The organism is Citrobacter sp. RHB20-C16 (assembly GCF_013890155.1).
Lineage (GTDB): Bacteria > Pseudomonadota > Gammaproteobacteria > Enterobacterales > Enterobacteriaceae > Citrobacter_A > Citrobacter_A amalonaticus.
In genome coordinates this window covers 2,263,466-2,285,233 of record NZ_CP057630.1, presented here as the reverse complement: position 1 = coordinate 2,285,233, position 21,768 = coordinate 2,263,466, and the positions used below count along the sequence as shown (strand labels likewise).

20 protein-coding genes and 1 other RNA gene are annotated in these 21,768 nt (G+C 53.6%); 10 read left to right on the top strand and 11 right to left on the bottom strand.

What is annotated here, in order from left to right; genetic code table 11:
• Positions 1-226: 226 nt before the first annotated feature.
• The gene (gene pykF, locus HVX64_RS10985; RefSeq protein WP_043000839.1) at positions 227-1,639 is read left to right on the top strand and encodes a pyruvate kinase PykF; all 1,413 of its coding nucleotides are present in this window, start codon (positions 227-229) and stop codon (positions 1,637-1,639) included.
• 308 nt (positions 1,640-1,947) lie between these two features.
• The gene (gene lpp, locus HVX64_RS10980) at positions 1,948-2,184 is read left to right on the top strand and encodes a murein lipoprotein Lpp (protein WP_001082307.1); all 237 of its coding nucleotides are present in this window, start codon (positions 1,948-1,950) and stop codon (positions 2,182-2,184) included.
• Positions 2,185-2,260: 76 nt separating this feature from the next.
• On the opposite strand, the gene HVX64_RS10975 is transcribed toward lpp, so the two are convergent.
• The 8 genes from HVX64_RS10975 to HVX64_RS10940 all read right to left on the bottom strand — a co-directional run bounded on the left by HVX64_RS10975 (position 2,261) and on the right by HVX64_RS10940 (position 10,215).
• Positions 2,261-3,256 carry a L,D-transpeptidase family protein gene (locus tag HVX64_RS10975; RefSeq protein ID WP_044254734.1) on the bottom strand — a complete coding sequence of 332 codons (996 nt, stop codon included), beginning with the start codon at positions 3,254-3,256 and terminating at the stop codon, positions 2,261-2,263.
• A gap of 97 nt (positions 3,257-3,353) precedes the next feature.
• Positions 3,354-3,770, bottom strand: a complete 417-nt coding sequence (sufE, locus tag HVX64_RS10970) for a cysteine desulfuration protein SufE (RefSeq protein WP_044254737.1) — start codon at positions 3,768-3,770, stop codon at positions 3,354-3,356.
• Positions 3,771-3,782: 12 nt separating this feature from the next.
• Positions 3,783-5,003 carry a cysteine desulfurase SufS gene (gene sufS / locus HVX64_RS10965; protein WP_044254740.1) on the bottom strand — a complete coding sequence of 407 codons (1,221 nt, stop codon included), beginning with the start codon at positions 5,001-5,003 and terminating at the stop codon, positions 3,783-3,785.
• Entirely contained in the window at positions 5,000-6,271 is a 1,272-nt protein-coding gene (sufD, locus tag HVX64_RS10960; RefSeq protein WP_044254743.1) for a Fe-S cluster assembly protein SufD, read from the bottom strand. The genes sufS and sufD overlap by 4 nt, the downstream gene beginning before the upstream one ends.
• Complete coding sequence (sufC, locus tag HVX64_RS10955) at positions 6,246-6,992, bottom strand: Fe-S cluster assembly ATPase SufC (protein ID WP_043000844.1); 747 nt, start codon at positions 6,990-6,992, stop codon at positions 6,246-6,248. The genes sufD and sufC overlap by 26 nt, the downstream gene beginning before the upstream one ends.
• Positions 6,993-7,001: 9 nt before the next feature.
• Positions 7,002-8,489 carry a Fe-S cluster assembly protein SufB gene (gene sufB / locus HVX64_RS10950; protein ID WP_044254746.1) on the bottom strand — a complete coding sequence of 496 codons (1,488 nt, stop codon included), beginning with the start codon at positions 8,487-8,489 and terminating at the stop codon, positions 7,002-7,004.
• A gap of 8 nt (positions 8,490-8,497) precedes the next feature.
• On the bottom strand, positions 8,498-8,866 hold the full coding sequence (gene sufA / locus HVX64_RS10945) for a Fe-S cluster assembly scaffold SufA (RefSeq protein ID WP_044254749.1): 369 nt from the start codon (positions 8,864-8,866) through the stop codon (positions 8,498-8,500).
• Positions 8,867-9,339: 473 nt separating this feature from the next.
• Entirely contained in the window at positions 9,340-10,215 is an 876-nt protein-coding gene (locus tag HVX64_RS10940; RefSeq protein WP_043000847.1) for a LysR family transcriptional regulator, read from the bottom strand.
• 123 nt (positions 10,216-10,338) lie between these two features.
• Between HVX64_RS10940 and HVX64_RS10935 the strand changes: the two genes are divergently transcribed.
• Entirely contained in the window at positions 10,339-11,190 is an 852-nt protein-coding gene (locus HVX64_RS10935; RefSeq protein ID WP_044254752.1) for a Vmh family MBL fold metallo-hydrolase, read from the top strand.
• A 68-nt stretch (positions 11,191-11,258) separates the two neighbouring features.
• Here the strand turns inward: HVX64_RS10935 and HVX64_RS10930 are convergent, their stop codons facing one another.
• The 3 genes from HVX64_RS10930 to HVX64_RS10920 all read right to left on the bottom strand — a co-directional run bounded on the left by HVX64_RS10930 (position 11,259) and on the right by HVX64_RS10920 (position 15,010).
• Positions 11,259-11,447, bottom strand: a complete 189-nt coding sequence (locus HVX64_RS10930) for a YdiH family protein (RefSeq protein ID WP_042282711.1) — start codon at positions 11,445-11,447, stop codon at positions 11,259-11,261.
• 99 nt (positions 11,448-11,546) lie between these two features.
• Positions 11,547-11,957: a 1,4-dihydroxy-2-naphthoyl-CoA hydrolase gene (gene menI / locus HVX64_RS10925; RefSeq protein WP_043000849.1), complete on the bottom strand. Its 411-nt coding sequence runs from the start codon at positions 11,955-11,957 to the stop codon at positions 11,547-11,549.
• Positions 11,954-15,010 (bottom strand): FAD-binding and (Fe-S)-binding domain-containing protein, encoded by a 3,057-nt coding sequence (locus HVX64_RS10920; RefSeq protein WP_044254754.1) that lies wholly within the window; start codon positions 15,008-15,010, stop codon positions 11,954-11,956. Before HVX64_RS10920 ends, menI begins: the two co-directional genes overlap by 4 nt.
• A 206-nt stretch (positions 15,011-15,216) precedes the next feature.
• On the opposite strand from HVX64_RS10920, the gene ydiK reads away from it, so the two are divergent.
• The 7 genes from ydiK to aroD all read left to right on the top strand — a co-directional run bounded on the left by ydiK (position 15,217) and on the right by aroD (position 21,700).
• Positions 15,217-16,329 carry an AI-2E family transporter YdiK gene (gene ydiK, locus HVX64_RS10915; RefSeq protein WP_043000851.1) on the top strand — a complete coding sequence of 371 codons (1,113 nt, stop codon included), beginning with the start codon at positions 15,217-15,219 and terminating at the stop codon, positions 16,327-16,329.
• A gap of 186 nt (positions 16,330-16,515) precedes the next feature.
• Positions 16,516-16,623, top strand: an RNA gene (gene rprA, locus HVX64_RS10910) — antisense sRNA RprA.
• A gap of 194 nt (positions 16,624-16,817) precedes the next feature.
• Positions 16,818-17,174 carry a YdiL family protein gene (locus HVX64_RS10905; protein ID WP_044254942.1) on the top strand — a complete coding sequence of 119 codons (357 nt, stop codon included), beginning with the start codon at positions 16,818-16,820 and terminating at the stop codon, positions 17,172-17,174.
• Positions 17,175-17,303: 129 nt separating this feature from the next.
• A complete protein-coding gene (locus HVX64_RS10900) occupies positions 17,304-18,527 on the top strand; it encodes an MFS transporter (protein WP_044254757.1) in 1,224 nt (407 codons plus the stop codon).
• A gap of 246 nt (positions 18,528-18,773) precedes the next feature.
• Positions 18,774-20,018 carry an MFS transporter gene (locus HVX64_RS10895; protein WP_043000853.1) on the top strand — a complete coding sequence of 415 codons (1,245 nt, stop codon included), beginning with the start codon at positions 18,774-18,776 and terminating at the stop codon, positions 20,016-20,018.
• 23 nt (positions 20,019-20,041) lie between these two features.
• Positions 20,042-20,908, top strand: a complete 867-nt coding sequence (ydiB, locus tag HVX64_RS10890) for a quinate/shikimate dehydrogenase (protein ID WP_090050002.1) — start codon at positions 20,042-20,044, stop codon at positions 20,906-20,908.
• 33 nt (positions 20,909-20,941) lie between these two features.
• Positions 20,942-21,700 (top strand): type I 3-dehydroquinate dehydratase, encoded by a 759-nt coding sequence (gene aroD, locus HVX64_RS10885; RefSeq protein WP_044254765.1) that lies wholly within the window; start codon positions 20,942-20,944, stop codon positions 21,698-21,700.
• The last annotated feature ends 68 nt before the right edge of the window (positions 21,701-21,768 follow it).

Below are 21,768 nucleotides of genomic sequence, written 5' to 3'. Positions count from 1 at the left end.
TGTCACTTGAATGGTTTCAGCACATTGACCTGTCATACTCAGAGACTACAAAACGTCCCTTTTTGTCGGGCTGAACGACGAGCACACATTCCTCTGCACGCTCTATCGATGTCACCTATCCTTAGTGCGAGGCATCACAACTTTCGTAATACAGGTTTAGCTTCCAGTCAGTGCGTTCCGGAAGCCGGCTTTCCATATCCTTCTCAACTTAAAGACTAAGACTGTCATGAAAAAGACGAAAATTGTTTGCACCATCGGTCCGAAAACCGAATCTGAAGAGATGTTAACCAAAATGCTGGACGCGGGCATGAACGTCATGCGTCTGAACTTCTCTCACGGTGACTATGCAGAACACGGTCAGCGTATCCAGAACCTGCGCAACGTGATGAGCAAAACCGGCAAGAAAGCGGCCATCCTGCTCGACACGAAAGGTCCGGAAATCCGTACCATCAAGCTGGAAGGCGGTAACGACGTTTCCCTGAAAGCGGGCCAGACCTTTACCTTCACCACCGATAAATCCGTGGTGGGGAATAACGAAATCGTTGCCGTGACCTACGAAGGTTTCACCTCCGATCTGTCCGTGGGTAATACCGTACTGGTCGACGATGGTCTGATCGGTATGGAAGTCACCGCGATCGAAGGCAACAAAGTCATCTGTAAAGTGCTGAACAACGGCGACCTCGGCGAAAACAAAGGCGTTAACCTGCCAGGCGTTTCTATCGCCCTGCCGGCGCTGGCAGAAAAAGACAAACAGGACCTGATCTTTGGTTGCGAACAAGGCGTTGACTTTGTTGCGGCCTCTTTTATCCGTAAGCGTTCTGACGTGGTTGAAATCCGTGAGCACCTGAAAGCGCACGGCGGCGAGAAGATCCAGATCATCTCCAAAATTGAAAACCAGGAAGGCCTGAACAACTTCGACGAAATCCTAGAAGCGTCTGACGGTATCATGGTTGCCCGTGGCGATCTGGGCGTTGAAATCCCGGTTGAAGAAGTGATCTTCGCGCAGAAGATGATGATCGAAAAATGTATCCGTGCGCGTAAAGTGGTTATCACTGCGACCCAGATGCTGGATTCCATGATCAAAAACCCGCGTCCGACTCGCGCTGAAGCGGGCGACGTGGCGAACGCCATCCTCGACGGCACCGATGCGGTGATGCTGTCAGGCGAATCAGCAAAAGGTAAATACCCGCTGGAAGCGGTCACCATCATGGCGACCATCTGTGAGCGTACCGACCGTGTGATGACCAGCCGTCTGGACTTCAACAATGACAGCCGCAAATTGCGCATCACTGAAGCCGTCTGCCGTGGCGCGGTGGAAACCGCGGAAAAACTGGAAGCACCGCTGATCGTGGTGGCCACTCAGGGCGGTAAATCCGCTCGCGCAGTGCGTAAATACTTCCCGGACGCCACCATTCTGGCGCTGACCACCAACGAAGTCACAGCCCGTCAGCTGGTGCTGAGCAAAGGCGTTGTGGCGCATCTGGTGAAAGAAATCGCGTCTACTGATGATTTCTACCGTCTGGGTAAAGAGGTTGCTCAGCAGAGCGGTCTGGCTCAGAAAGGTGACGTAGTGGTGATGGTTTCTGGTGCTCTGGTACCGAGCGGCACGACTAACACGGCATCTGTTCACGTACTGTAATAATTCTCGAGTGAATTAATTCGATTAAAAAGCGCCCTCGCGGCGCTTTTTTTATTTTTCCAATAGCCACTATTAATAAAAAAGCAAATCGGATTGAGCTATCTAATTACAGATTATCTAAGACGAATCCGATGGAAGCAGCCTGTTTTCACACGGTTTTTTAGCCGTTTTTGCGCATTTCGATGCTTCTTTGAGCGAACGATCAAAAATAAGCGTCTTCTCATCAAAAAAATATTCTCAACATAAAAAAGTTTGTGTAATACTTGTAACGCTACATGGAGATTAACTCAATCTAGAGGGTATTAATAATGAATCGTACTAAACTGGTACTGGGCGCGGTAATCCTGGGTTCTACTCTGCTGGCTGGTTGCTCCAGCAACGCTAAAATCGATCAGCTGTCTTCTGACGTTCAGACTCTGAACGCTAAAGTTGACCAGCTGAGCAACGACGTGAACGCAATGCGTTCCGACGTTCAGGCTGCTAAAGACGACGCAGCTCGCGCTAACCAGCGTCTGGACAACCAGGCTACTAAATACCGTAAGTAATAGTACCTGTGTAATAGAAATGGCGCACATTGTGCGCCATTTTTTTGTCTCGCGTTCTTCCTTCCCGCTACTCTCACTACTGCGTCTGCGTCTCTTCCTGTACTGATCCATTTTGCGCTGACTGAACAGCAGGTGTAGCTTCAACCGTTGGCGTTTGCCCGGCAGAGACCGCCACCGGATAACCCGCGCGACGATACAACGCTTTATCCACCAGAGCGTCATCCACCTCTTTCGTCGCCTTAAACTGGCTGAACCCGGCGGGCAGCACATACGGCATCGTCTGCACGTTTTGTTCTTCTTCCGGCGACAGTGGTCGGTGGACCTCAACGTAGCGCAGTCCGCTCGGCTCCACGGAATATTTCACCGGTTCATTAATCACTCTCACCGGCGTTCCCGTGCGAACCTGGGAGAACAGCGCTTTGATGTCCGGGGCATTCATCCGGATACAGCCGGAACTGACGCGCAGACCCACGCTGTCTGGTTGACTGGTGCCATGAATGAGATACTCGCCATTACCGTGCGCCAGACGAAGTGCAAAGAACCCCAGCGGGTTATTCGGCCCGGCGGGGACCACCGGCGGCAACGTAATGCCTCGCTCCAGAGAGCGCTTACGGATGCCTGCCGTTGGCGTCCAGGTCGGATTCGGGATTTTCTGCCCAACGCGGGTTTCCATCACCGGCGTTTCCAGTCCCTGTAAACCAATACCGATCGGATAGACCTGGACGATATTTTCGCCCGGCGGATAGTAGTACAGCCGCAGTTCAGCCAGATTAACGATGATGCCTTCTCGGGGCGCATCGGGCAGCAATAGCTGTGACGGGATCGTTACCAGGGTGCCCGGCTTTGGCACAGGCGCAATGGTATTATTTGCCTCCAGAATAAGCATCGCGGCAGTATCAAAACGACGGGCAATGGCCTGCAGGTTTTTATCGCCTTCCTGCACCGTATACGTTTGATTCTGTCCAACAAGGCGACTGCCTGCTGGCGGTAAGGGGTAATCCACCGCCCAGGCAGCCTGTATGGCGCTGTAAGCGCCGATAAGCATTAGAGTAATAAGAGACGCGCGTTTCATACCCAACCTCCTGTATTCACTGGCATGGCCAGAATGCTGATAATCCTGTAAGACAGCCGGCTGCCTTACCTGACAGGATGAAAGCTGTCTATTGAGTTTAGCTAAGCGTTGCTGCTTTGGTACGGATCGCGCGAATCATCGCTTCCAGACCCTGCGACCGAGACGGTGTGAGATGCTGCGCGAGCGCCATCTGTTCAAACCACGGCCGCACATCAAAATTCACGATATCCTGAGCCGTCATCTGGTGATACAGAATGAAGACGACCGCAATCAGTCCTTTCACAATGGCAGCATCACTGTCGCCCTGCAGCTCAATAACGCCTTGCGCATTCTGGCGCATCACTATCCAGACCTGACTCTGACATCCCTGAATCGTATTTTCAGGACAACGGTCCGCTGCGAATATTTCCGGCAATCGCTGTCCCAGCTCAATGATGTACAGATACTTCTCTTCCCAATTAGCGCAACGCTGAAAATTACGCAACAATTTTTCTCTATCCGGCAGCGCAGCCATAGTGCCTCCCTGTTACCCCAGTAAGCGATGAATTCGTTGCAAGCCTGTCACCAGGCGATCCACTTCTTCATGGGTGTTATACATTGCCAGCGACGCCCGGCACATCGCCGGCACCTGATAAAAAGCCATCAGCGGCATCGCGCAATGGTGTCCGGTCCGCACGGCGATCCCGTAATTATCGAGAAAACTGCCGACGTCATAGGCGTGATGTTTGCCGAGATTAAAGGCAATCACGCCCAGACGGTCAGTGGGGCCGTACAGCGTGAGATCCGGCACCGCCTTCAGTTGCTCCAGCGCATAGTGCATCAGGTTCTGTTCGTATTCGTTAATCGCCTCCAGTCCCAGCGCTGAAACATACTCCAGCGCGGCACCAAAGCCGATAATCCCGCCGGTATTCGGCGTCCCCGCTTCGAAGCGCCACGGCGCTTTCGTCCAGGTCGTCCCCTGCGTCAGGCTGACGGTGGCGATCATCGACCCGCCCCCTTCCCAGGGCGGCATCTGTTGCAACAGCGCCTCTTTGACATAGAGCACACCAATACCGGTCGGGCCATACAGCTTGTGACCCGAGAAGACGTAAAAATCGCAGTCCAGCGCCTGAACGTCTACCGGGTGGTGCATTACCGCCTGCGCACCGTCCACCAGCACCTTTGCGCCATGCTGATGCGCCAGCGCGATCATTTCGGCGACAGGGTTTTCCGTACCCAGCACATTAGAGACGTGCGTTATCGCCAGCAGCCGGGTTTTCTCATCAAACAGGGTGGGCAGGATCTCCTGTTGCAATGTGCCGTCGGCGTTCAGCGGGATCACCCGCAGCTCAGCGCCCACCCGCGCGCACAGCATTTGCCACGGCACAATGTTGGCATGGTGCTCCATCTCACTGATGATGATGTTATCGCCCGCGTGGACGTTCTCTGGCCCCCAACTGTTGGCGACCAGGTTAATGCCTTCCGTTGTACCGCGCACAAACACCAGCTCTTCCGCAGAGCGTGCGTTAATAAACAGCGATGCCAGCTTGCGCACGTTCTCCATTTTTTCGGTGGCCTGAGCGCTGAGGGTGTGGATCCCCCGGTGCACCGCCGCATAACCGTGACGATAAAACTCAGCTTCCGCGTCAATCACCTGCGCCGGTTTTTGCGCGCTGGCGGCGCTGTCGAGATACGCCAGCGGCAGACCATTCACTTCGCGCGTGAGGACTGGAAAATCCGCACGTACTGTGTCGATGGGAAATGTCATGCTACGCCTCCCGGCAGACGTTGGCCGATCCGCGCCAGCACCTGTTGTTTCAATGCCTCGTCGCTCAGCGCTTCCGTCAGTTCTGCGGCAAAGGCATAAAGAATCATCTGTTGCGCATCCCGTTGAGCAATCCCGCGCGAGCGCAGGTAGAACATCTGCTCATCGTCAATACGCCCTACCGTCGCCCCGTGACTACACTTCACGTCATCGGCGTAAATTTCCAGCTGCGGTTTGGTATCCACTTCTGCAAGCTTGCCGAGCAGCAGATTATTGTTCGTCATCTGCCCGTCCGTTTTGATCGCGTGTTGGGCAACGTTAATCAGCCCGTTAAATACCGCCCGCCCCTTATCGCTGACGATGGTTTTATGCAACTGACGACTGTTGCAATAGCCTTTGTTGTGCTCAAGCCATGTGCGGGTATCGCAGACCTCATTTTTCACCGGCATCGCCAGGCTGTTGATCCTGAGGGTCGTATTCTCGCCGTTCAGTTGTGTGCTGGTGTTGTGACGCAACACCGCATCGCCGAGCAGAAAGCTGTGGCTGTGCGCCGACGCGTCTGCCGCCAGCAAGATGTCGTTATGGGCGAAGTGATGGCTGAGCGGGTTTTCAAATACCAGCTTTATGTGATGCAGGTGCGCGTTTGCCGCCACGTTCATGGTCAGGCGCGCGCCGGTGAAATGTCGGGCATCATTCAGACTGACGTAATGCTCGATAATCGTCGCCTCCGCCCCTTCCGCCAGCTCAAGATGGTGACGATAGTGCGCCGTGTTCACCTCTTCTGCGGATACGCCCTGGGTGATGTGCATCAACAGCAGCGGTTTTGCCGGGCGCTGGTTACGCTTAACGCGAATATGGGTCACGCTACGCGCCAGGCTTTCGGTGAGATGCAAAAACACTTCCGGTTGTACCGCGACCGGCAGGGTCTGGCGCTCGTCGTTGATCGCCACCTCAAAACCGCTGTTCTCCCAACTGTCGCTGAGCGTCGGGTTGAACTGCCCGTCGACAAACACCAGTCGCAATGCCTCCACGTTAAGCGCTAACGCATCGCGCTGCGCCGGGGAAACATCGGCAGAACGACTGACGAACAAGCTGTTGCTGAGTCCTTCCAGCGGAGTGTATTTCCAGTTCTCATGTTTGCGCGTTGGCAGCCCCAGACGCAGAACCTGCTGGAGATGCTGTTGTGCCTGTTCAGAACGCGTCTCACCCTGTGCTTCAAACAGGTGATGCCATTGTTGCAGCGCATTACTGCTGTTCGGTAAGCCAGCCATATCCCTGCTCCTCCAGTTGTTTGACCAGCGTGAAATCGCCAGACTTCACAATCCGTCCCTGATACAGGACGTGGACAAAATCCGGCTTGATATAGTCAAGGATGCGCTGATAGTGGGTGACAATAATGAACGAGCGCTTACCGTCACGCAGTGAGTTGACCCCATCGGCAACCACTTTCAGGGCATCAATATCCAGCCCGGAGTCCGATTCATCGAGAATGCACAGTTCCGGCTCAAGCACCGCCATTTGCAGAATGTCATTCCGCTTCTTCTCGCCGCCGGAAAAACCGACGTTTACCGAGCGGGTTAGCAGATCTTCCGGCATCTTCAGCAGCGCGATTTTCTCTTCCATCAGATCCTGAAAATCGAAACGATCAAGCGATTCCTGGCCGCGATACGTACGCACCGCATTGAGCGCTGTTTGCAGGAAAAACTGATTGCTGACGCCGGGGATTTCCACCGGATACTGGAAGGCCATAAAAATGCCTTCTCCTGCTCTCTCTTCCGGCGCCAGGTCCAACAGGTCTTTGCCTTTAAACATCACCGACCCGCCGGTGACCTCGTAATCTTCACGCCCTGCCAGCGTCGCAGAAAGCGTACTTTTCCCGGAGCCGTTCGGTCCCATAATGGCATGCACTTCCCCCGGACGAACCTCAAGGTTCAACCCACGCAGGATGGCTTTTTCTTCCACACTGACCTGTAAATCTTTAATCGTTAACATGTTTCTTCCTTAACCGACGCTGTGTTCAAGGCTAATGGCTAAAAGTTTTTGTGCTTCGACGGCAAACTCCAGCGGCAACTCGGAAAACACGTCTTTACAGAACCCGTTGACGATCATTGAGATCGCATCTTCTTCGCTGATACCGCGCTGCAGACAATAGAACAGCTGATCTTCACCAATCCGTGAGGTGGTCGCTTCGTGCTCCAACTGCGCGCTGTTGTTGCGGCATTCAACATACGGGAAGGTATGCGCTCCGCAGTCGGCGCCAATCAGCATCGAGTCGCACTGGGTAAAGTTACGGGCATTGGTGGCGGTCGGCATAATTTTGACCAGTCCGCGGTAGCTGTTCTGGCTGTGTCCGGCGGAAATCCCCTTCGAAATAATGGTCGAGCGGGTGTTCTTGCCGATGTGGATCATCTTGGTACCGGTGTCCGCCTGCTGATGACCGCTGGTTAACGCCACCGAATAAAATTCGCCGATCGAGTTGTCGCCGCGCAGAATACAGCTGGGGTATTTCCAGGTGATGGCTGACCCCGTTTCCGACTGGGTCCAGGACATTTTGCTGTTCTCGCCCTCACACAACGCGCGTTTGGTGACGAAGTTCAGAATGCCGCCGGTGTTGTTATCGCCAGGGAACCAGTTCTGGACGGTGGAGTATTTCACCTCGGCGTCTTTATGGATGATGACTTCCACGACCGCCGCGTGCAGCTGATAGCTGTCGCGCACTGGTGCAGAACAGCCTTCGATATAGCTTACATAGCTGCCTTCATCCGCTACCAGGATCGTGCGTTCAAACTGCCCGGTCTTTTCGGCGTTAATGCGAAAATAGGTTGAAAGCTCCATCGGGCAGCGCACGCCTTTCGGCACATAGATAAAAGTGCCATCAGAGGCGACTGCGGCATTCAACGCGGCGAAGAAGTTATCGTTGCCGGGCACGACGGTGCCAAGATACTGTTTCACCAGTTCGGGATGATCGTGTATCGCCTCACCAAAGGAGCAGAAAATGATCCCCTGCTCCGCCAGTTTTTCACGATAAGTGGTGGCAACAGAGACGGAGTCAAAAATGGCATCCACCGCGACTTCACGGCCTTCGCGTACCGGTACGCCAAGTTGTTCAAACGCGGCCTCAACTTCTTTGCTGAGAAAGGCGTTTGCCCCGGTTTGCTGGACCGCCCCCGGCTCAGAGGCGCAGGTCTCATCGCAATTCCCGCACGACGGCGCGGAATAGTAGCTGTAATCCTGATAATTCAGTTTCTCGTAGTGCGCCTTCAGCCAGTGCGGCTCCGGCATGTCGACCCACGCTCTGTACGCATTCAGGCGAAACTCCAGCATCCACTCCGGTTCATTACGTTTGGCCGAAATGGCGCGCACCACCTCTTCGTTGATCCCTTTCGCCAGCTCGTCTGTTTGCAGTTGGGTAAAGAAACCCTCTTTATAATTCAGGGGGCCGCCGGTCCAGGTTTTGACATCGTCAGTTGCTTCAGTATTACGAGACATAGTACCGCCTATACCCCAAAGCTTTCGCCACAACCGCATTCGTTCTGGGCTTTCGGGTTATGAAATTTGAATAACTGGTTTAATCCTTCACGGACGTAATCCACTTCCGTGCCATCGATAAACGGCATCGCCTGTAACGGGACATAGAGCTTCGCGCCTTCAACCTCAAACAGCAGATCGTCTTTTTCCGGATCGCTGACGATATCCAGCACATAGCCAAAACCCGCGCATCCCGTCTGTTTAACGCCCAGGCGCACGCCCAGCATGCCCGGCTGCTTTGCGACCAGTTCGCGAATATGGGCCGCTGCCGCCGGGGTTAGCGTCAATCCGCGCCAGGCAAAATCGTCCGGATTAAATGTTCCTGAATGCAATTCCATAGGGTTACCTCGCATAGTGAGCCATCAGGCTATAACACCATGTTAGTGATAACGATTCTCACTTCAACCCCTCAACAGCAGGGGCATTACGGTGTTTCACCTGTTTTGACCGCTTTTATTAAGCATAGACCCTGCCACGTGGGTTAAAAGGAATGGATGAATTTGTTCAATTTACTGATTAATAATGACTTTAGCGTCTGTCATCGACCGGACTGGTCAAAACAGTAAAGATGTATAGAAAATGACTATTTCAGGGATAGGAATGACGTGAGAAGCGTGAAAGCACAGAAAAACAAAACCCTTAAGGTTGTCAGTAACAGCCCTAAGGGTTCCGGCCCCATCCGGCGCTTATCTCCGGCACTCATGATGGCTTAGCTCTTGAAGGGGCGATAAGAATAGTCTCATATCGGTAAAGGTCATTTTTAACACAAATTGCTATCTGCTGTTTTATACGTCAGATCAATTCATGGGCTTTACGGCATAGCGGTCTGGATCGCCTCCAGAAACAGCCGAAGCCCGGCGGGCTGATGTTCACGGGAAAGATACAGGCCGTACACGGCAAGGCGTCGGGGTTGCAAGGTTGGTAGCAGGCGAACCAGTCGTCCCTGAGCCAGTCCGTCACGCGCTTCCTTTTCCGGCACCAGCGCTATCCCCATGCCTGCCAGCGCGGATTCACAAAGTAAAGACGAGATCCCGGCACTCAAATTCCCCTTGATCGCCACCGAGACCGCCTCGCCCTGCTCGTTGAGAAAGTGCCACGATTTTCCTGCAAACCCACTGTAATACAGACAGTTATGCTGAGTGAGATCCTCCAGCGTCTGTGGGGTGCCGTGCTGACGCAAATACGCCTCTGATGCGCAGAGAACCGATTCGCAATCGCCAAGCCGACGGGCAATCGCGCCAGGCTCCGGGTTATCGGTAATGCGAATGGCGACATCAATACGTTCACCGACCAGACTGACTGGCTGATTGTTTATCTCAACTTCAATGCGCAGTTCGGGATAACGCGCTAAAAATCCCGGCAGCATCGGGGCGAGAATATGCATTGCCGTAAAGTGCGCGCAGGCGACGCGTAGCGTTCCGCTGGGAATATCTGCCGCCGACGCCGCGCCAATCGCTTGTGAGAGCTGCGCCAGCGTTCGCGTCTTCACCAGCGCCTCCTCCCCGGCGGGGGTAATTGTCAGCCTGCGCGAGGTGCGATGAATCAGCCGCGCCCCGGCCCATTTCTCCATCTCATCAAGATAGCGGCTCACCATCGGCCTGGAGAGACCCAGTGCCCGCGCCGCCGCACTCAGACTGCCTAAATCGCAGATATGATTGAATACCGTCGCCGCCATCACTCTGTCCATCGCCACCCATCCGATCGTTTTATGAAACTCAGCATGTTCTGATACGGGAATTCTAACAGATCTCAATTCCCTTAAAATACAGACCACACACAAGACCATTTCATCTGCATAAGGCTATTCCTCATGAAAAGTAAACTGCTGGCCCTGCTGTTGCCTGCTGTCGCCTCCCCCCTGTTTGCCGCGCCGCTGCAACTTGACGTCTATAACCCGCAGGAGAACGCCATTTTCCCTGTCTCCTCAACGTTAGTATCCGGTCCGACGGAAGCGATATTGTTTGATGCGCAGTTCAGCACTAAAGACGGTGGAAAGCTGGTGGAGATGATTAAATCCCGTGGCAAGACGCTGAAAGCCATCGTGATTACCTCCGGCGATCCGGATTTCTATTTCGGCCTGCAGCCGATTGTGAAAGCCTTTCCTGACGCGAAGGTACTGGCCACGCCACGGGTCGTTGAGCATATTCGAGCCACCAAAGAGGCTAAGTTGCAGTACTGGGGACCCCAGATGAAAGAGGGTGCGCCAACGGCGCTGACCGTCCCGCAGGCAACCACAGAAACGCGTTTTCGCATCGATGGTGAAACGCTGGAACTGCGTCATCCCAGTGATTACGCGGCCTATGTTTGGGTGCCAGCGAACCGGACCATTCTCGGCGGCACGGGCGTGGCGTCAGGCATTCACGTCTGGACCGCTGACACCCAGACACCAGCGCAACGCGCATCATGGCGTCATGTTCTGACTGAAATGGATAGTCTAAAGCCTGCACAGGTTATTCCGGGTCATTACCTTGGTGAGCGCCCTGAAGGCGATCGGGCCATCCGCTTCACGCAGGATTATCTGCAATCGTTCGAACAGGCGCTGGCGGCGAAGCAAGGTTCGCCCTGGGTCATTAAAACGATGAAAGCGGCGTGGCCGGGACTGGCAGAGGAAAGTTCGCTGGAATTGAGCGCGAAAGTGAATTCGGGCGAGATGGCGTGGTAATACCGCCAGTGAGGAACAAAAAAACCCGACGCGCATGTCGGGTTCTTTTTACGTTAACGATCGCTGAATCAATGAACGCCAAGGCGCCAGGCAAAGTAGATCTCTTCTTTTAATTCAGTGGAAGAGAGCGTCAGTAAATCGGCAAATTCCAGCTCAAGTTGTTTCAGTCTTTTGAGATACTGGGCTGGAGAAAGCTCTGTTTTATCACGACGTAAAAACTCAATTGCCAGTTGGGCCGGGTCTAGTTGGCTAGTCATATCATCCTCGCTTATGGTCAAAACCTGCACAGTATATCACCTTTCGCTGTGCAGATTATGACCAAAAGCAATACTGATCACACTTTTTTGGTGACAACGTCACACAACTGCCGTGGTCAGCCGCGAAGTACAGCACAGTCGCTGCTGCTCATCATAGATGTCAATCTGCCAGACCTGATGACGGGCGCCGGTATGAATCGCCTTACAGATCCCCTTCACGCGCCCTTCCCGCGCAGAGCGAACATGGTTAGCGTTAACTTCCAGCCCCACCACTTTCTGCTCGCCCTGGGTGCACAGATAACCGGCAACCGAGCCGATGCTTTCTGCCAGCACGACAGAAGCGCCGCCGTGCAGCAGACCGAACGGCTGCTTCGTGCGTCCGTCGACGGGCATTGACGCTTCAAGCGTATCGTCGCCGATATGCTCAAAGCGAATATCCAGCAGGCCGACCATATTGCCTTCACCCATCGCATTGAGGGCGTCGAGGGTCACTTCACGTTTCCAGATCATCCAATAATCTCCAGTAATGCCTGTACAGGATGACGCACGCCCGTGCCTTCAACCCGTTTCACCTGGCTGCGACAGGAATATCCCGTTGCAAGGCAACGGCTACGCGGCAGCCGTTCCATCGCCTGATGCCATGACAGTTCATAAATGCCCAGCGAACTCGCATGGTTCTTCGCCTCATGACCGTAAGTACCGGCCATGCCGCAACAGCCCACGCTCACGTTTTCCAGCTTCGCGCCAACGCGGGCAAAGATCGACGCCCATTGCGCGGGCGCGCCGGGCAGCGCGGTCACTTCGGTACAATGGCCAAAGAAATACCAGGATTCGCCGCTAACCTCGCGCGGTTCCTGCGAAGCCAGCGCGGTTGCCAGCCACTCATTGGCGAGCTGGACGTGGAAATCACCGCGCGCGTCACCTAACGCCAGCTTGTACTCATCGCGATAACAGAGCACCAGCGCCGGATCAACACCGACCATCGGCATCCCCAGTTTTGCCACGCGGTTCAAAAACTCAGAGGTCTTTTTGGCGGTCTTCGCAAAGCGGGTCAGGAATCCTTTAATGTGCTGCGCTTTACCGTTTGGCGAGAACGGCAACAGAACCGGCTGCATCCCCAGCTTCTCAATCAAACGGACGAAATCAGCCACCACCTGCGCATCGTAATAGCTGGTGAACGGGTCCTGCACCACCAGCACCGTATTGGCTTTCTGCGCAGCCGACAGCGCTTCAAGCTGTTCCAGCGTCATATTCGCCGATCGATGCCCGACCATCTGTTGTTGCAGCGACGGCGTCGAGAGCAATGGCAGATCGACCATGCCGATATGCTTTGCGGACAGCTTGCGCACCAGCGGCTGATTAATAAAGAAGTTAAAGGTTTTCGGCGCCCGGGCCATCAACGGCGCATAGGTTTCAACCGTCGCCACCAGATGGTCACGCAGCGGACGCAGGTAGCGGGTATGGTAAAGTTGCAGGAAACGCGAACGGAATTCCGGCACATCGATTTTGATCGGACACTGCGTCGAGCACGCCTTACAGGCCAGACAGCCGGACATCGCCTCTTTTACTTCATGCGAGAAATCATACTCGCCCTTGTTGGCGTGCCAGGTGTTACGAGTACGCGCGATCAGAGAACGCAGGCTGGGTCGTTTACTTGCCAGCGCATTTTCCAGTCGCACCGGATCGACACCGCGATCCGCCAACAAACGTAACCATTCGCGCACCAGTGTCGCACGCCCTTTGGGTGAGTGGATACGATTGAGGCTGATTTTCATCGATGGGCACATCGGGCTCTTTGCATCGAAATTAAAGCACAAACCGTTGCCGTTACATTCCAGCGCGCCGCGCCAGGTCTGGCGCACGGCCAGCGGAATTTGCCGGTCCCAGGTGCCGCGTTTAACCGCGTCGACTTTCATCATCGGTGCGTCGATGCCTTCAGGCGGACATATTTTCCCCGGATTCAGCCGGTTTTGCGGATCGAACGCCGCTTTAATCTTCCGCAGTTCCGCGAAAAGTTCATCACCGAAAAACGCCGGGCTGTACTCAGCGCGGAAACCTTTGCCGTGTTCCCCCCACAGCAGACCGCCATATTTTGCCGTCAGCGCCACCACTTCATCGGAGATTTGCTTCATCAGCACCTCCTGCTGTGGATCGCACATATCCAGCGCAGGACGCACATGCAGCACCCCGGCGTCAACGTGACCGAACATGCCGTAGCTCAGACCGTGACCATCAAGCAGTGCGCGGAACTCCGCGATGTAATCAGCAAGATGTTCCGGCGGTACGCAGGTGTCCTCGGCAAAGGGAATCGGTTTTGCCGCCCCTTTCGCATTACCCAGCAGGCCCACCGCTTTTTTACGCATGGCATAGATACGCTCAACGCCCGCCAGTTCAGTGCATAGCTGCCAGCCAATCACGCCAGCCTCTTCACGGGCAATCAGTTCATCAAGCCGCTCGCACAGGGAAGCCACCTGCGCGTCGATAACCGTTTCATCATCCCCGGCGAATTCGACAATGTTCAGGCCGAGCATTTCTTTGTCCGGGACATCGGTAATCAATTCGCTCACTGAATGCCAGACGATGTCTTCACGCGCCAGGTTCAGCACTTTTGAATCAACCGTCTCCACCGACAGCGCGCGCGCGTCCACCATAAACGGCGCATTGCGCAGCGCGGAGTCAAAAGAGTCGTATTTCACGTTCACCAGTCGACGCACTTTCGGCAGCGGCGTAATGTCCAGTCGCGCTTCCGTAATGAACGCCAGCGTCCCTTCCGAGCCGGTGAGAATTCGGGTCAGATCGAATTCGCTCATGTCATCGTTAAACACGTGACGCAAATCGTAGCCCGTCAGGAAGCGGTTCAGTTTGGGAAATTTATCAATAATTAACTGACGGTTATCGCGGCAGCGTTCAAACACAGTGCGATAGATACGGCCAATCGTGGTGTTGCTCTGACCGAGCGTTTGCGCCAGTGCGATCGGCAGCGGCTGAGTGTCGAGAATATCGCCGCCCAGCAGCACGGCCCGCACCCCCAGCACGTGATCGGATGTTTTCCCATAGACCAGAGAACCCTGTCCGGAGGCGTCGGTATTAATCATCCCGCCCAGCGTTGCCCGGTTACTGGTGGACAATTCCGGGGCGAAAAAATAGCCGTATGGCTTCAGAAACTGGTTCAGTTGATCCTTGATCACCCCCGCTTCCACCCGCACCCAGCCCTCTTCCGGGTTGATTTCGATGATGCGGCTCATATAGCGAGACATATCGACAATGATGCCCTGATTGAGCGCCTGTCCGTTCGTGCCGGTACCGCCGCCGCGCGGTGTGAAAATCAGCGAGGCAAAGCGCGGCAGCGCCGCCAGGCGGGCAATGAGCGCCACATCAGCCGTTGAACGAGGGAAAACCACGGCATCGGGGAGAAGTTGATAGATACTATTATCTGTCGACATTGTCAGACGATCGGCATAACTGGTTGCCGTATCGCCGGTAAATCCTTGTTGCTCCAGCTCTTGCAAAAAATTGAGCACCAGCTGAACGACGCCGGGTGCCTGAGAAATTTGTGGAATCATTATCGTGACCCTTTCCTGCGGTCTGTGTGTTGTGGGAGTTAATCGTTTGCTTATTGTTGTATCACATTTTTTTCTAATACACCCAACAGAAATACTGGCAGAATCCGCCTGTCAAAAACCGCTGAAATTGCTCATCATTATGAGACGTGTTTCGAGCGGTCGCGTCGCGTCAACGATCTGACGCACTACATAGGTGAAAAGAGTTTATGGTCAATATTCGTCAGCCCAGGGATATCGCACAAGTGCTGCTGTCGGTGCTGTTTTTAGCCATCATGATTGTGGCGTGTCTCTGGATTGTTCAACCTTTTATTCTGGGCTTTGCCTGGGCCGGGACGATCGTCATTGCGACCTGGCCCGTTCTACTGCGTCTGCAAAAATTACTCTGGGGCCGCCGTTCGCTGGCGGTTCTGGTGATGACACTTTTATTAGTACTGCTGTTTGTGATCCCGATTGCCCTGCTGGTCAACAGTATCGTTGACGGCAGCGGACCGCTGATCCACGCTGTCACGAGCGGGGATATGACGTTGCCGGACCTGGCCTGGTTGAACAGCATTCCGCTGGTTGGCGCCAAACTGTATGCCGGCTGGCATAACCTGCTGGATATGGGCGGTACGGCGATTATGGCGAAGGTTCGCCCGTACATCGGTACCACAACAACCTGGTTTGTCGGTCAGGCCGCTCACATCGGTCGTTTTATGATGCACTGCAGCCTGATGCTGTTATTCAGCGCCCTGCTGTACTGGCGTGGAGAGACGGTGGCGTTGGGTATTCGTCATTTTGCCTACCGTCTGGCGGCAAAACGCGGAGACGCAGCGATGCTGCTGGCCGCCCAGGCGATCCGCGCGGTGGCGCTGGGCGTGGTTGTCACTGCCCTGGTGCAGGCGGTGCTGGGCGGCATCGGTCTGGCCGTGTCCGGCGTACCCTATGCCACACTGCTCTCCGTGGTGATGATCCTCTCCTGTCTGGTTCAACTGGGGCCGTTACCGGTATTGATTCCGGCCATTATCTGGCTTTACTGGAGTGGCGATACGACCTGGGGCAGCGTGCTGCTGGCCTGGAGTTGCGTGGTGGGCACACTGGATAACGTCATTCGCCCGATGCTGATTCGTATGGGCGCGGACTTGCCGCTGATCCTGATCCTCTCCGGCGTCATTGGCGGCCTGATTGCGTTTGGCATGATTGGGCTGTTTATCGGTCCGGTACTGCTGGCCGTTTCATGGCGACTGTTCTCGGCCTGGGTTAACGAAGCGCCTGTGCCGACCAGCGAACCTGAAGAGATCCTCGAAGAACTGGGTGAAATCGAAAACCTTAAAAAATAGCACGATAGCAGGCGACTGCGGTCGCCTGAATGTTTAGCACAGCTAATCAATAGTGTAGCGCGATGCCTCTGTCTTTCCTGTTCCCGCTTCGTTGTCCCTGATTTGTATCGCAAATTCTTTACAGTCTTTAAACTATTGAGACGAATCTGATCGACGCTAAAACACCCCATACCCTATTATTAGCTCACGGTTATAGATCAAGACATTGATTTATAAGTATGGAAATCCCCTGAGTGAAACAACGAATTGCTGTGTGTAGTCTTTGCCCATCTCCCACGATGGGCTTTTTTTTATCCTGACATGGCGGCTGTCTCACCGCAAAATAATCCTTCCCTCTGCCTTTATCCCTCTTTTTTTCATGGGAATTCCCCTTTTCACATGCCGATAACAAATAATATTGCACAAGATACTGCGACTCTCTTCACGCCGAAATCAGCCTGATAATGTTATTTATGCTTTACTGTTTTTTAATATGAGGTCATTCAATGATGAACGCTTATGAGCTACAGGCATTACGTCATGTTTTTGCAATGACCATTGAAGAGTGCGTATCGTGGATTGCGCCAGATTATAATGCCGCCGACTGGCAGCGGTGGGAAAATGGCGAATGTGAACTCCCTCCCGCCATTGTTGAAACGCTGCTGGAAATGCGTAGAAAAAGAAAATTACGTATTAATGCTATTATAGAGAAGATAAACAATCGCATTGGTAATAATACCATGCGTTTCTTTTCTGATTTAACCGATTTTCAGTCGGTCTATCGTGATGGCAGTTTTCTTGACTGGAAGATTTATCAATCCGTTGCTGCCGAACTCTATGCCCACGACCTGGAACGATTGTGTTAGACCACATATTTCCTGCCACTGGCGATTCATACTAAGAAACTTCAAATATAGAGACCCATTGTACTTTTAAGGCACGGGTATTTACCCCGTACCAGGGAAAATCATTAGCCATTTCGCTGAGCAGGCATCATGAAAAATCACTATTTCCCCACTGCGATGGGGCTGTATCTCAATTACCTGGTGCACGGTATGGGAGTCATCCTGATGAGTCTCAACATGGCATCGCTCGAACAACAGTGGCAGACCAATGCCGCTGGGGTGTCAGTCGTGATCTCCTCATTAGGCATCGGGCGCTTAAGCGTGCTGTTTTGCGCCGGATTATTATCCGATCGGTTTGGCCGCCGCCCCTTCATCATTCTGGGGATGCTTTGTTATGTGACGTTCTTTTTCGGTATTCTGACGACCCATAATATCATCATCGCTTATGTGTTCGGCGTCCTCGCGGGCATGGCGAACAGTTTCCTGGACGCCGGGACCTATCCCAGCCTGATGGAGGCCTTTCCCTCTTCGCCGAGCACCGCCAACATTCTGATTAAGGCGTTTGTCTCCGGCGGACAGTTTTTACTGCCCATCATCATCAGTCTGCTCGTCTGGGCAGAACTGTGGTTTGGCTGGTCATTTATCGTTGCCGCCGCCATCATGCTGGTTAACGGTCTGTTTTTACTGCGCTGCGCCTTTCCACCGCATCCTGGACGCCGCCTCGCGCCGGTCACACCGACACACGAACCGCACCAGCGCCCGGCTGAAAGACATCGCTGCGCATTTATCGACCTTGCCAGCTATACGCTGTACGGCTACATCTCGATGGCGACGTTTTATCTCATCAGCCAGTGGCTGGCGCAGTATGGTCAGTTTGTCGCCGGGATGTCGTATACCCTGTCGATCAAACTGCTGAGTATCTACACCTGCGGTTCGCTGCTTTGCGTTTTGATTACCGCCCCGCTGGTGCGCAAAACGGTGCGTTCAACCACCTTGCTGATGCTGTACACTTTTGTTTCGTTTGTCGCGCTATTGACGGTGTGCCTGCATCCCACGATGTATGTCGTGATCGTCTTTGCCTTTGTGATCGGCTTTTCATCAGCCGGGGGCGTAGTGCAAATCGGTCTGACCCTGATGGCCGCCCGCTTTCCGCATGCCAAAGGGAAAGCCACCGGCATTTATTACAGTGCGGGCAGCATTGCTACCTTTACGATCCCGCTGGTCACGGCCCATCTCTCACAAAGGAGCATCGCCGATATTATGTGGTTCGATACCGGTATTGCCGCCGTGGGGTTCTTGTTGGCGCTATTTATTGGCTATCGCAGCCGTCTCGAAACGAAACGTCAATTGATGATGTCACCGGTGGCGGAATAAGGCTGAATCCGCCGAATGCAATATTCTTATCACTGACTGCAATATAGTTTGTATAACACCGTTATTAACAATAAAACGTCGCAGGATACGTGGGTTTTCACACTTTCGTCTGCAATATACCTGGTTACTAAAACGTCATGTTATGTAGTTCATGTCGTTTCACCATCGTATATTAATAAAAAATCGCCGGATATAAAAACGCTGGCGAAAGCAGAATTAAATTAACCGGCAAGGAGCTTTGAAAAAATGTCACAGAATAAGGCTTTCAGCACGCCATTTTTCCTGGCGGTCATCTGTATTTATCTCAGCTATTTTCTCCACGGTATTAGCGTCATTACGCTGGCGCAAAATATGACCTCACTCGCCGCGAAGTTTTCTACTGACAGCGCAGGGATCGCCTATTTAATTTCCGGCATCGGACTTGGTCGTCTGGTGAGTATTCTGTTTTTTGGCGTCCTGTCGGATAAATTCGGTCGTCGGGCGATCATTTTGTTGGGTGCCGCGTTATATATTCTCTTTTTCTTCGGCATCCCTGCCAGTCCTAACCTGATGGTGGCCTTTGTCCTCGCCGTCTGCGTTGGCGTGGCCAACTCTGCGCTTGATACCGGAGGCTACCCGGCACTGATGGAATGTTTCCCGAAAGCGTCAGGTTCCGCGGTGATCCTCGTCAAAGCAATGGTCTCCTTCGGACAGATGCTCTATCCGATGCTGGTCGGCTATATGCTGCTCAACAACATCTGGTACGGCTATGGCGTGATCATTCCTGGCATTCTGTTTGTACTGATCACCCTGATGTTACTGCGCAGTCAATTCCCCGGCCAGTTGGTGGATGCCAGCGTCGCTAAAGAGTTACCGCAGATGAACAGCAAACCGCTGGTCTGGCTGGAAGGAGTGGCTTCCGTCATGTTTGGCGTGGCGGCGTTTTCCACCTTTTACGTTATCGTGGTCTGGATGCCGAAATACGCCATGGCCTTCGCCGGAATGGAAGAAGCGGATGCGCTGAAAACCATCACGTATTACAGCCTGGGTTCGCTGGTCTGCGTCTTTATCTTTGCCGCACTGCTGAAAAAAATGGTTCGCCCCATCTGGGCTAACGTCTTTAATGCCGGACTGGCCACCGTTACCGCGGCCGTCATTTATCTCTGGCCGTCACCGCTGGTGTGTAACGCGGGCGCGTTTGTGATTGGCTTCTCTGCCGCGGGCGGGATTTTACAACTGGGCGTGTCGGTGATGTCGGAATTCTTTCCGAAGAGCAAAGCCAAAGTCACCAGCGTTTATATGATGATGGGCGGCCTCGCGAATTTTGTTATTCCGCTGATTACCGGTTACCTCTCCACCATCGGCCTGCAATACATCATTTTACTGGATTTCGCTTTTGCCCTGCTGGCCTTTATCACCGGCATTATCGTTTTTGTTCGCTATTACCGGGTCTTTAATATTCCACAAAACGATATCCGTCTGGGCGAACGTTATTTTTCAACAAAAAGTTAAGCGACAATTTAAGGAGTCATGTTATGGATGTAACCGCGAAATATGAACTGATCGGCTTAATGGCTTATCCCATCAGACACAGTTTGTCGCCTGAAATGCAAAATAAGGCGCTGGAGAAAGCCGGATTGCCGTTTACCTATATGGCCTTTGAGGTCGACAACAGCACCTTCGCTGGCGCTATCGAGGGGCTGAAAGCGTTAAAAATGCGCGGGACCGGCGTATCGATGCCCAATAAACAGCTGGCCTGTGAATTTGTTGATGAACTGACCCCGGCGGCGAAGCTGGTTGGCGCGATTAATACCATCGTCAATGATGACGGCTACCTGCGTGGTTACAATACCGACGGCACCGGTCACATTCGCGCAATTAAAGAGAGTGGTTTCGATATCAAGGGTAAAACCATGGTATTACTGGGTGCAGGTGGCGCCTCCACGGCCATTGGTGCGCAGGCAGCCATTGAGGGGATCAAAGCGATTAAACTCTTTAACCGCAATGATGAATTTTTCCAGAAAGCAGTGGACTTCGCTAAGCGGGTGAATGAAAACACCGACTGCGTGGTGACGGTGACAGACCTTGCTGACCAGCAGGCCTTCGCTGACGCGCTGGCGACAGCGGATATCCTGACCAATGGCACTAAAGTCGGCATGAAGCCGCTGGAAAATGAATCGATTGTCAGTGACGTGAGCCTGCTACGTCCGGAACTGCTGGTTACCGAATGCGTTTACAACCCGCATATGACGAAGTTATTGCAACAAGCGCAACAGGCCGGTTGCAAAACAATCGATGGTTACGGCATGTTGTTGTGGCAAGGCGCTGAACAGTTCAAACTGTGGACCGGCAAAGATTTTCCGCTGGAATACGTAAAACAGGTGATGGGGTTTGCGGCCTGACGGCCAGGAACTAAGACTGATAAAAGGTATTAAATGAAAACCGTAACCGTAAAAAACCTCGTGATTGGCGAAGGGGCTCCAAAAATAATCGTCTCGCTGATGGGCAAAGATATCGCCAGCGTCCGCGCAGAAGCGCAGGCCTATCGCGACGCGGATTTCGACATTCTGGAATGGCGCGTTGACCATTTCGCCGATGTCGCCTCTGCCGATGCCGTCCTGGAGGCTGTCCGCGCAATCCGCACTGAACTGCCCCAGACTCCCCTGCTGTTTACGTTCCGTAGTGCGAAGGAAGGGGGTGAACAGGCCATTTCAACCGACGCCTATCTCTCGCTGAATCGCGCGGCGGTCGATAGCGGCCTGGTGGATATGATCGATCTCGAACTGTTTACCGGTGATGAGCAGGTCAAGGCGACGGTAGACTACGCGCACAGCAAAAACGTCAGCGTGATCATGTCCAACCATGATTTCCACAAGACGCCAGCAGAAGAAGAGATCGTTGCACGGCTGCGCAAAATGCAGGAACTGGGTGCCGATATTCCGAAGATCGCCCTGATGCCGCAGAACCACAGCGATGTTCTGACGCTGCTTTCCGCTACGCTGAAAATGCAGGAACAGTACGCTGACCGTCCGGTGATCACCATGTCGATGTCCAAAACCGGTGTGATTTCGCGCCTGGCCGGTGAAGTCTTCGGCTCCGCGGCGACCTTTGGCGCGGTTAAAAAGGCTTCGGCACCGGGACAAATATCCGTTAGCGATCTGCGTACGGTATTAACGATATTACATCAGGCGTAATTAACGAAATAAAGGCGGGACAGATTCTCTCCCGCCATTAAATATATATTTTATTCCACAGTGAATAT

What these genes read in the sequence shown, in the direction of transcription:
- pykF (WP_043000839.1), top strand. Translation starts at nt 227, where the DNA reads ATGAAAAAGACGAAAATTGTTTGCACCATCGGTCCGAAAACCGAATCT.
- lpp (WP_001082307.1), top strand. Translation starts at nt 1,948, where the DNA reads ATGAATCGTACTAAACTGGTACTGGGCGCGGTAATCCTGGGTTCTACT.
- HVX64_RS10975 (WP_044254734.1), bottom strand. Translation starts at nt 3,256, where the DNA reads ATGAAACGCGCGTCTCTTATTACTCTAATGCTTATCGGCGCTTACAGC.
- sufE (WP_044254737.1), bottom strand. Translation starts at nt 3,770, where the DNA reads ATGGCTGCGCTGCCGGATAGAGAAAAATTGTTGCGTAATTTTCAGCGT.
- sufS (WP_044254740.1), bottom strand. Translation starts at nt 5,003, where the DNA reads ATGACATTTCCCATCGACACAGTACGTGCGGATTTTCCAGTCCTCACG.
- sufD (WP_044254743.1), bottom strand. Translation starts at nt 6,271, where the DNA reads ATGGCTGGCTTACCGAACAGCAGTAATGCGCTGCAACAATGGCATCAC.
- sufC (WP_043000844.1), bottom strand. Translation starts at nt 6,992, where the DNA reads ATGTTAACGATTAAAGATTTACAGGTCAGTGTGGAAGAAAAAGCCATC.
- sufB (WP_044254746.1), bottom strand. Translation starts at nt 8,489, where the DNA reads ATGTCTCGTAATACTGAAGCAACTGACGATGTCAAAACCTGGACCGGC.
- sufA (WP_044254749.1), bottom strand. Translation starts at nt 8,866, where the DNA reads ATGGAATTGCATTCAGGAACATTTAATCCGGACGATTTTGCCTGGCGC.
- HVX64_RS10940 (WP_043000847.1), bottom strand. Translation starts at nt 10,215, where the DNA reads ATGGACAGAGTGATGGCGGCGACGGTATTCAATCATATCTGCGATTTA.
- HVX64_RS10935 (WP_044254752.1), top strand. Translation starts at nt 10,339, where the DNA reads ATGAAAAGTAAACTGCTGGCCCTGCTGTTGCCTGCTGTCGCCTCCCCC.
- HVX64_RS10930 (WP_042282711.1), bottom strand. Translation starts at nt 11,447, where the DNA reads ATGACTAGCCAACTAGACCCGGCCCAACTGGCAATTGAGTTTTTACGT.
- menI (WP_043000849.1), bottom strand. Translation starts at nt 11,957, where the DNA reads ATGATCTGGAAACGTGAAGTGACCCTCGACGCCCTCAATGCGATGGGT.
- HVX64_RS10920 (WP_044254754.1), bottom strand. Translation starts at nt 15,010, where the DNA reads ATGATTCCACAAATTTCTCAGGCACCCGGCGTCGTTCAGCTGGTGCTC.
- ydiK (WP_043000851.1), top strand. Translation starts at nt 15,217, where the DNA reads ATGGTCAATATTCGTCAGCCCAGGGATATCGCACAAGTGCTGCTGTCG.
- HVX64_RS10905 (WP_044254942.1), top strand. Translation starts at nt 16,818, where the DNA reads ATGAACGCTTATGAGCTACAGGCATTACGTCATGTTTTTGCAATGACC.
- HVX64_RS10900 (WP_044254757.1), top strand. Translation starts at nt 17,304, where the DNA reads ATGAAAAATCACTATTTCCCCACTGCGATGGGGCTGTATCTCAATTAC.
- HVX64_RS10895 (WP_043000853.1), top strand. Translation starts at nt 18,774, where the DNA reads ATGTCACAGAATAAGGCTTTCAGCACGCCATTTTTCCTGGCGGTCATC.
- ydiB (WP_090050002.1), top strand. Translation starts at nt 20,042, where the DNA reads ATGGATGTAACCGCGAAATATGAACTGATCGGCTTAATGGCTTATCCC.
- aroD (WP_044254765.1), top strand. Translation starts at nt 20,942, where the DNA reads ATGAAAACCGTAACCGTAAAAAACCTCGTGATTGGCGAAGGGGCTCCA.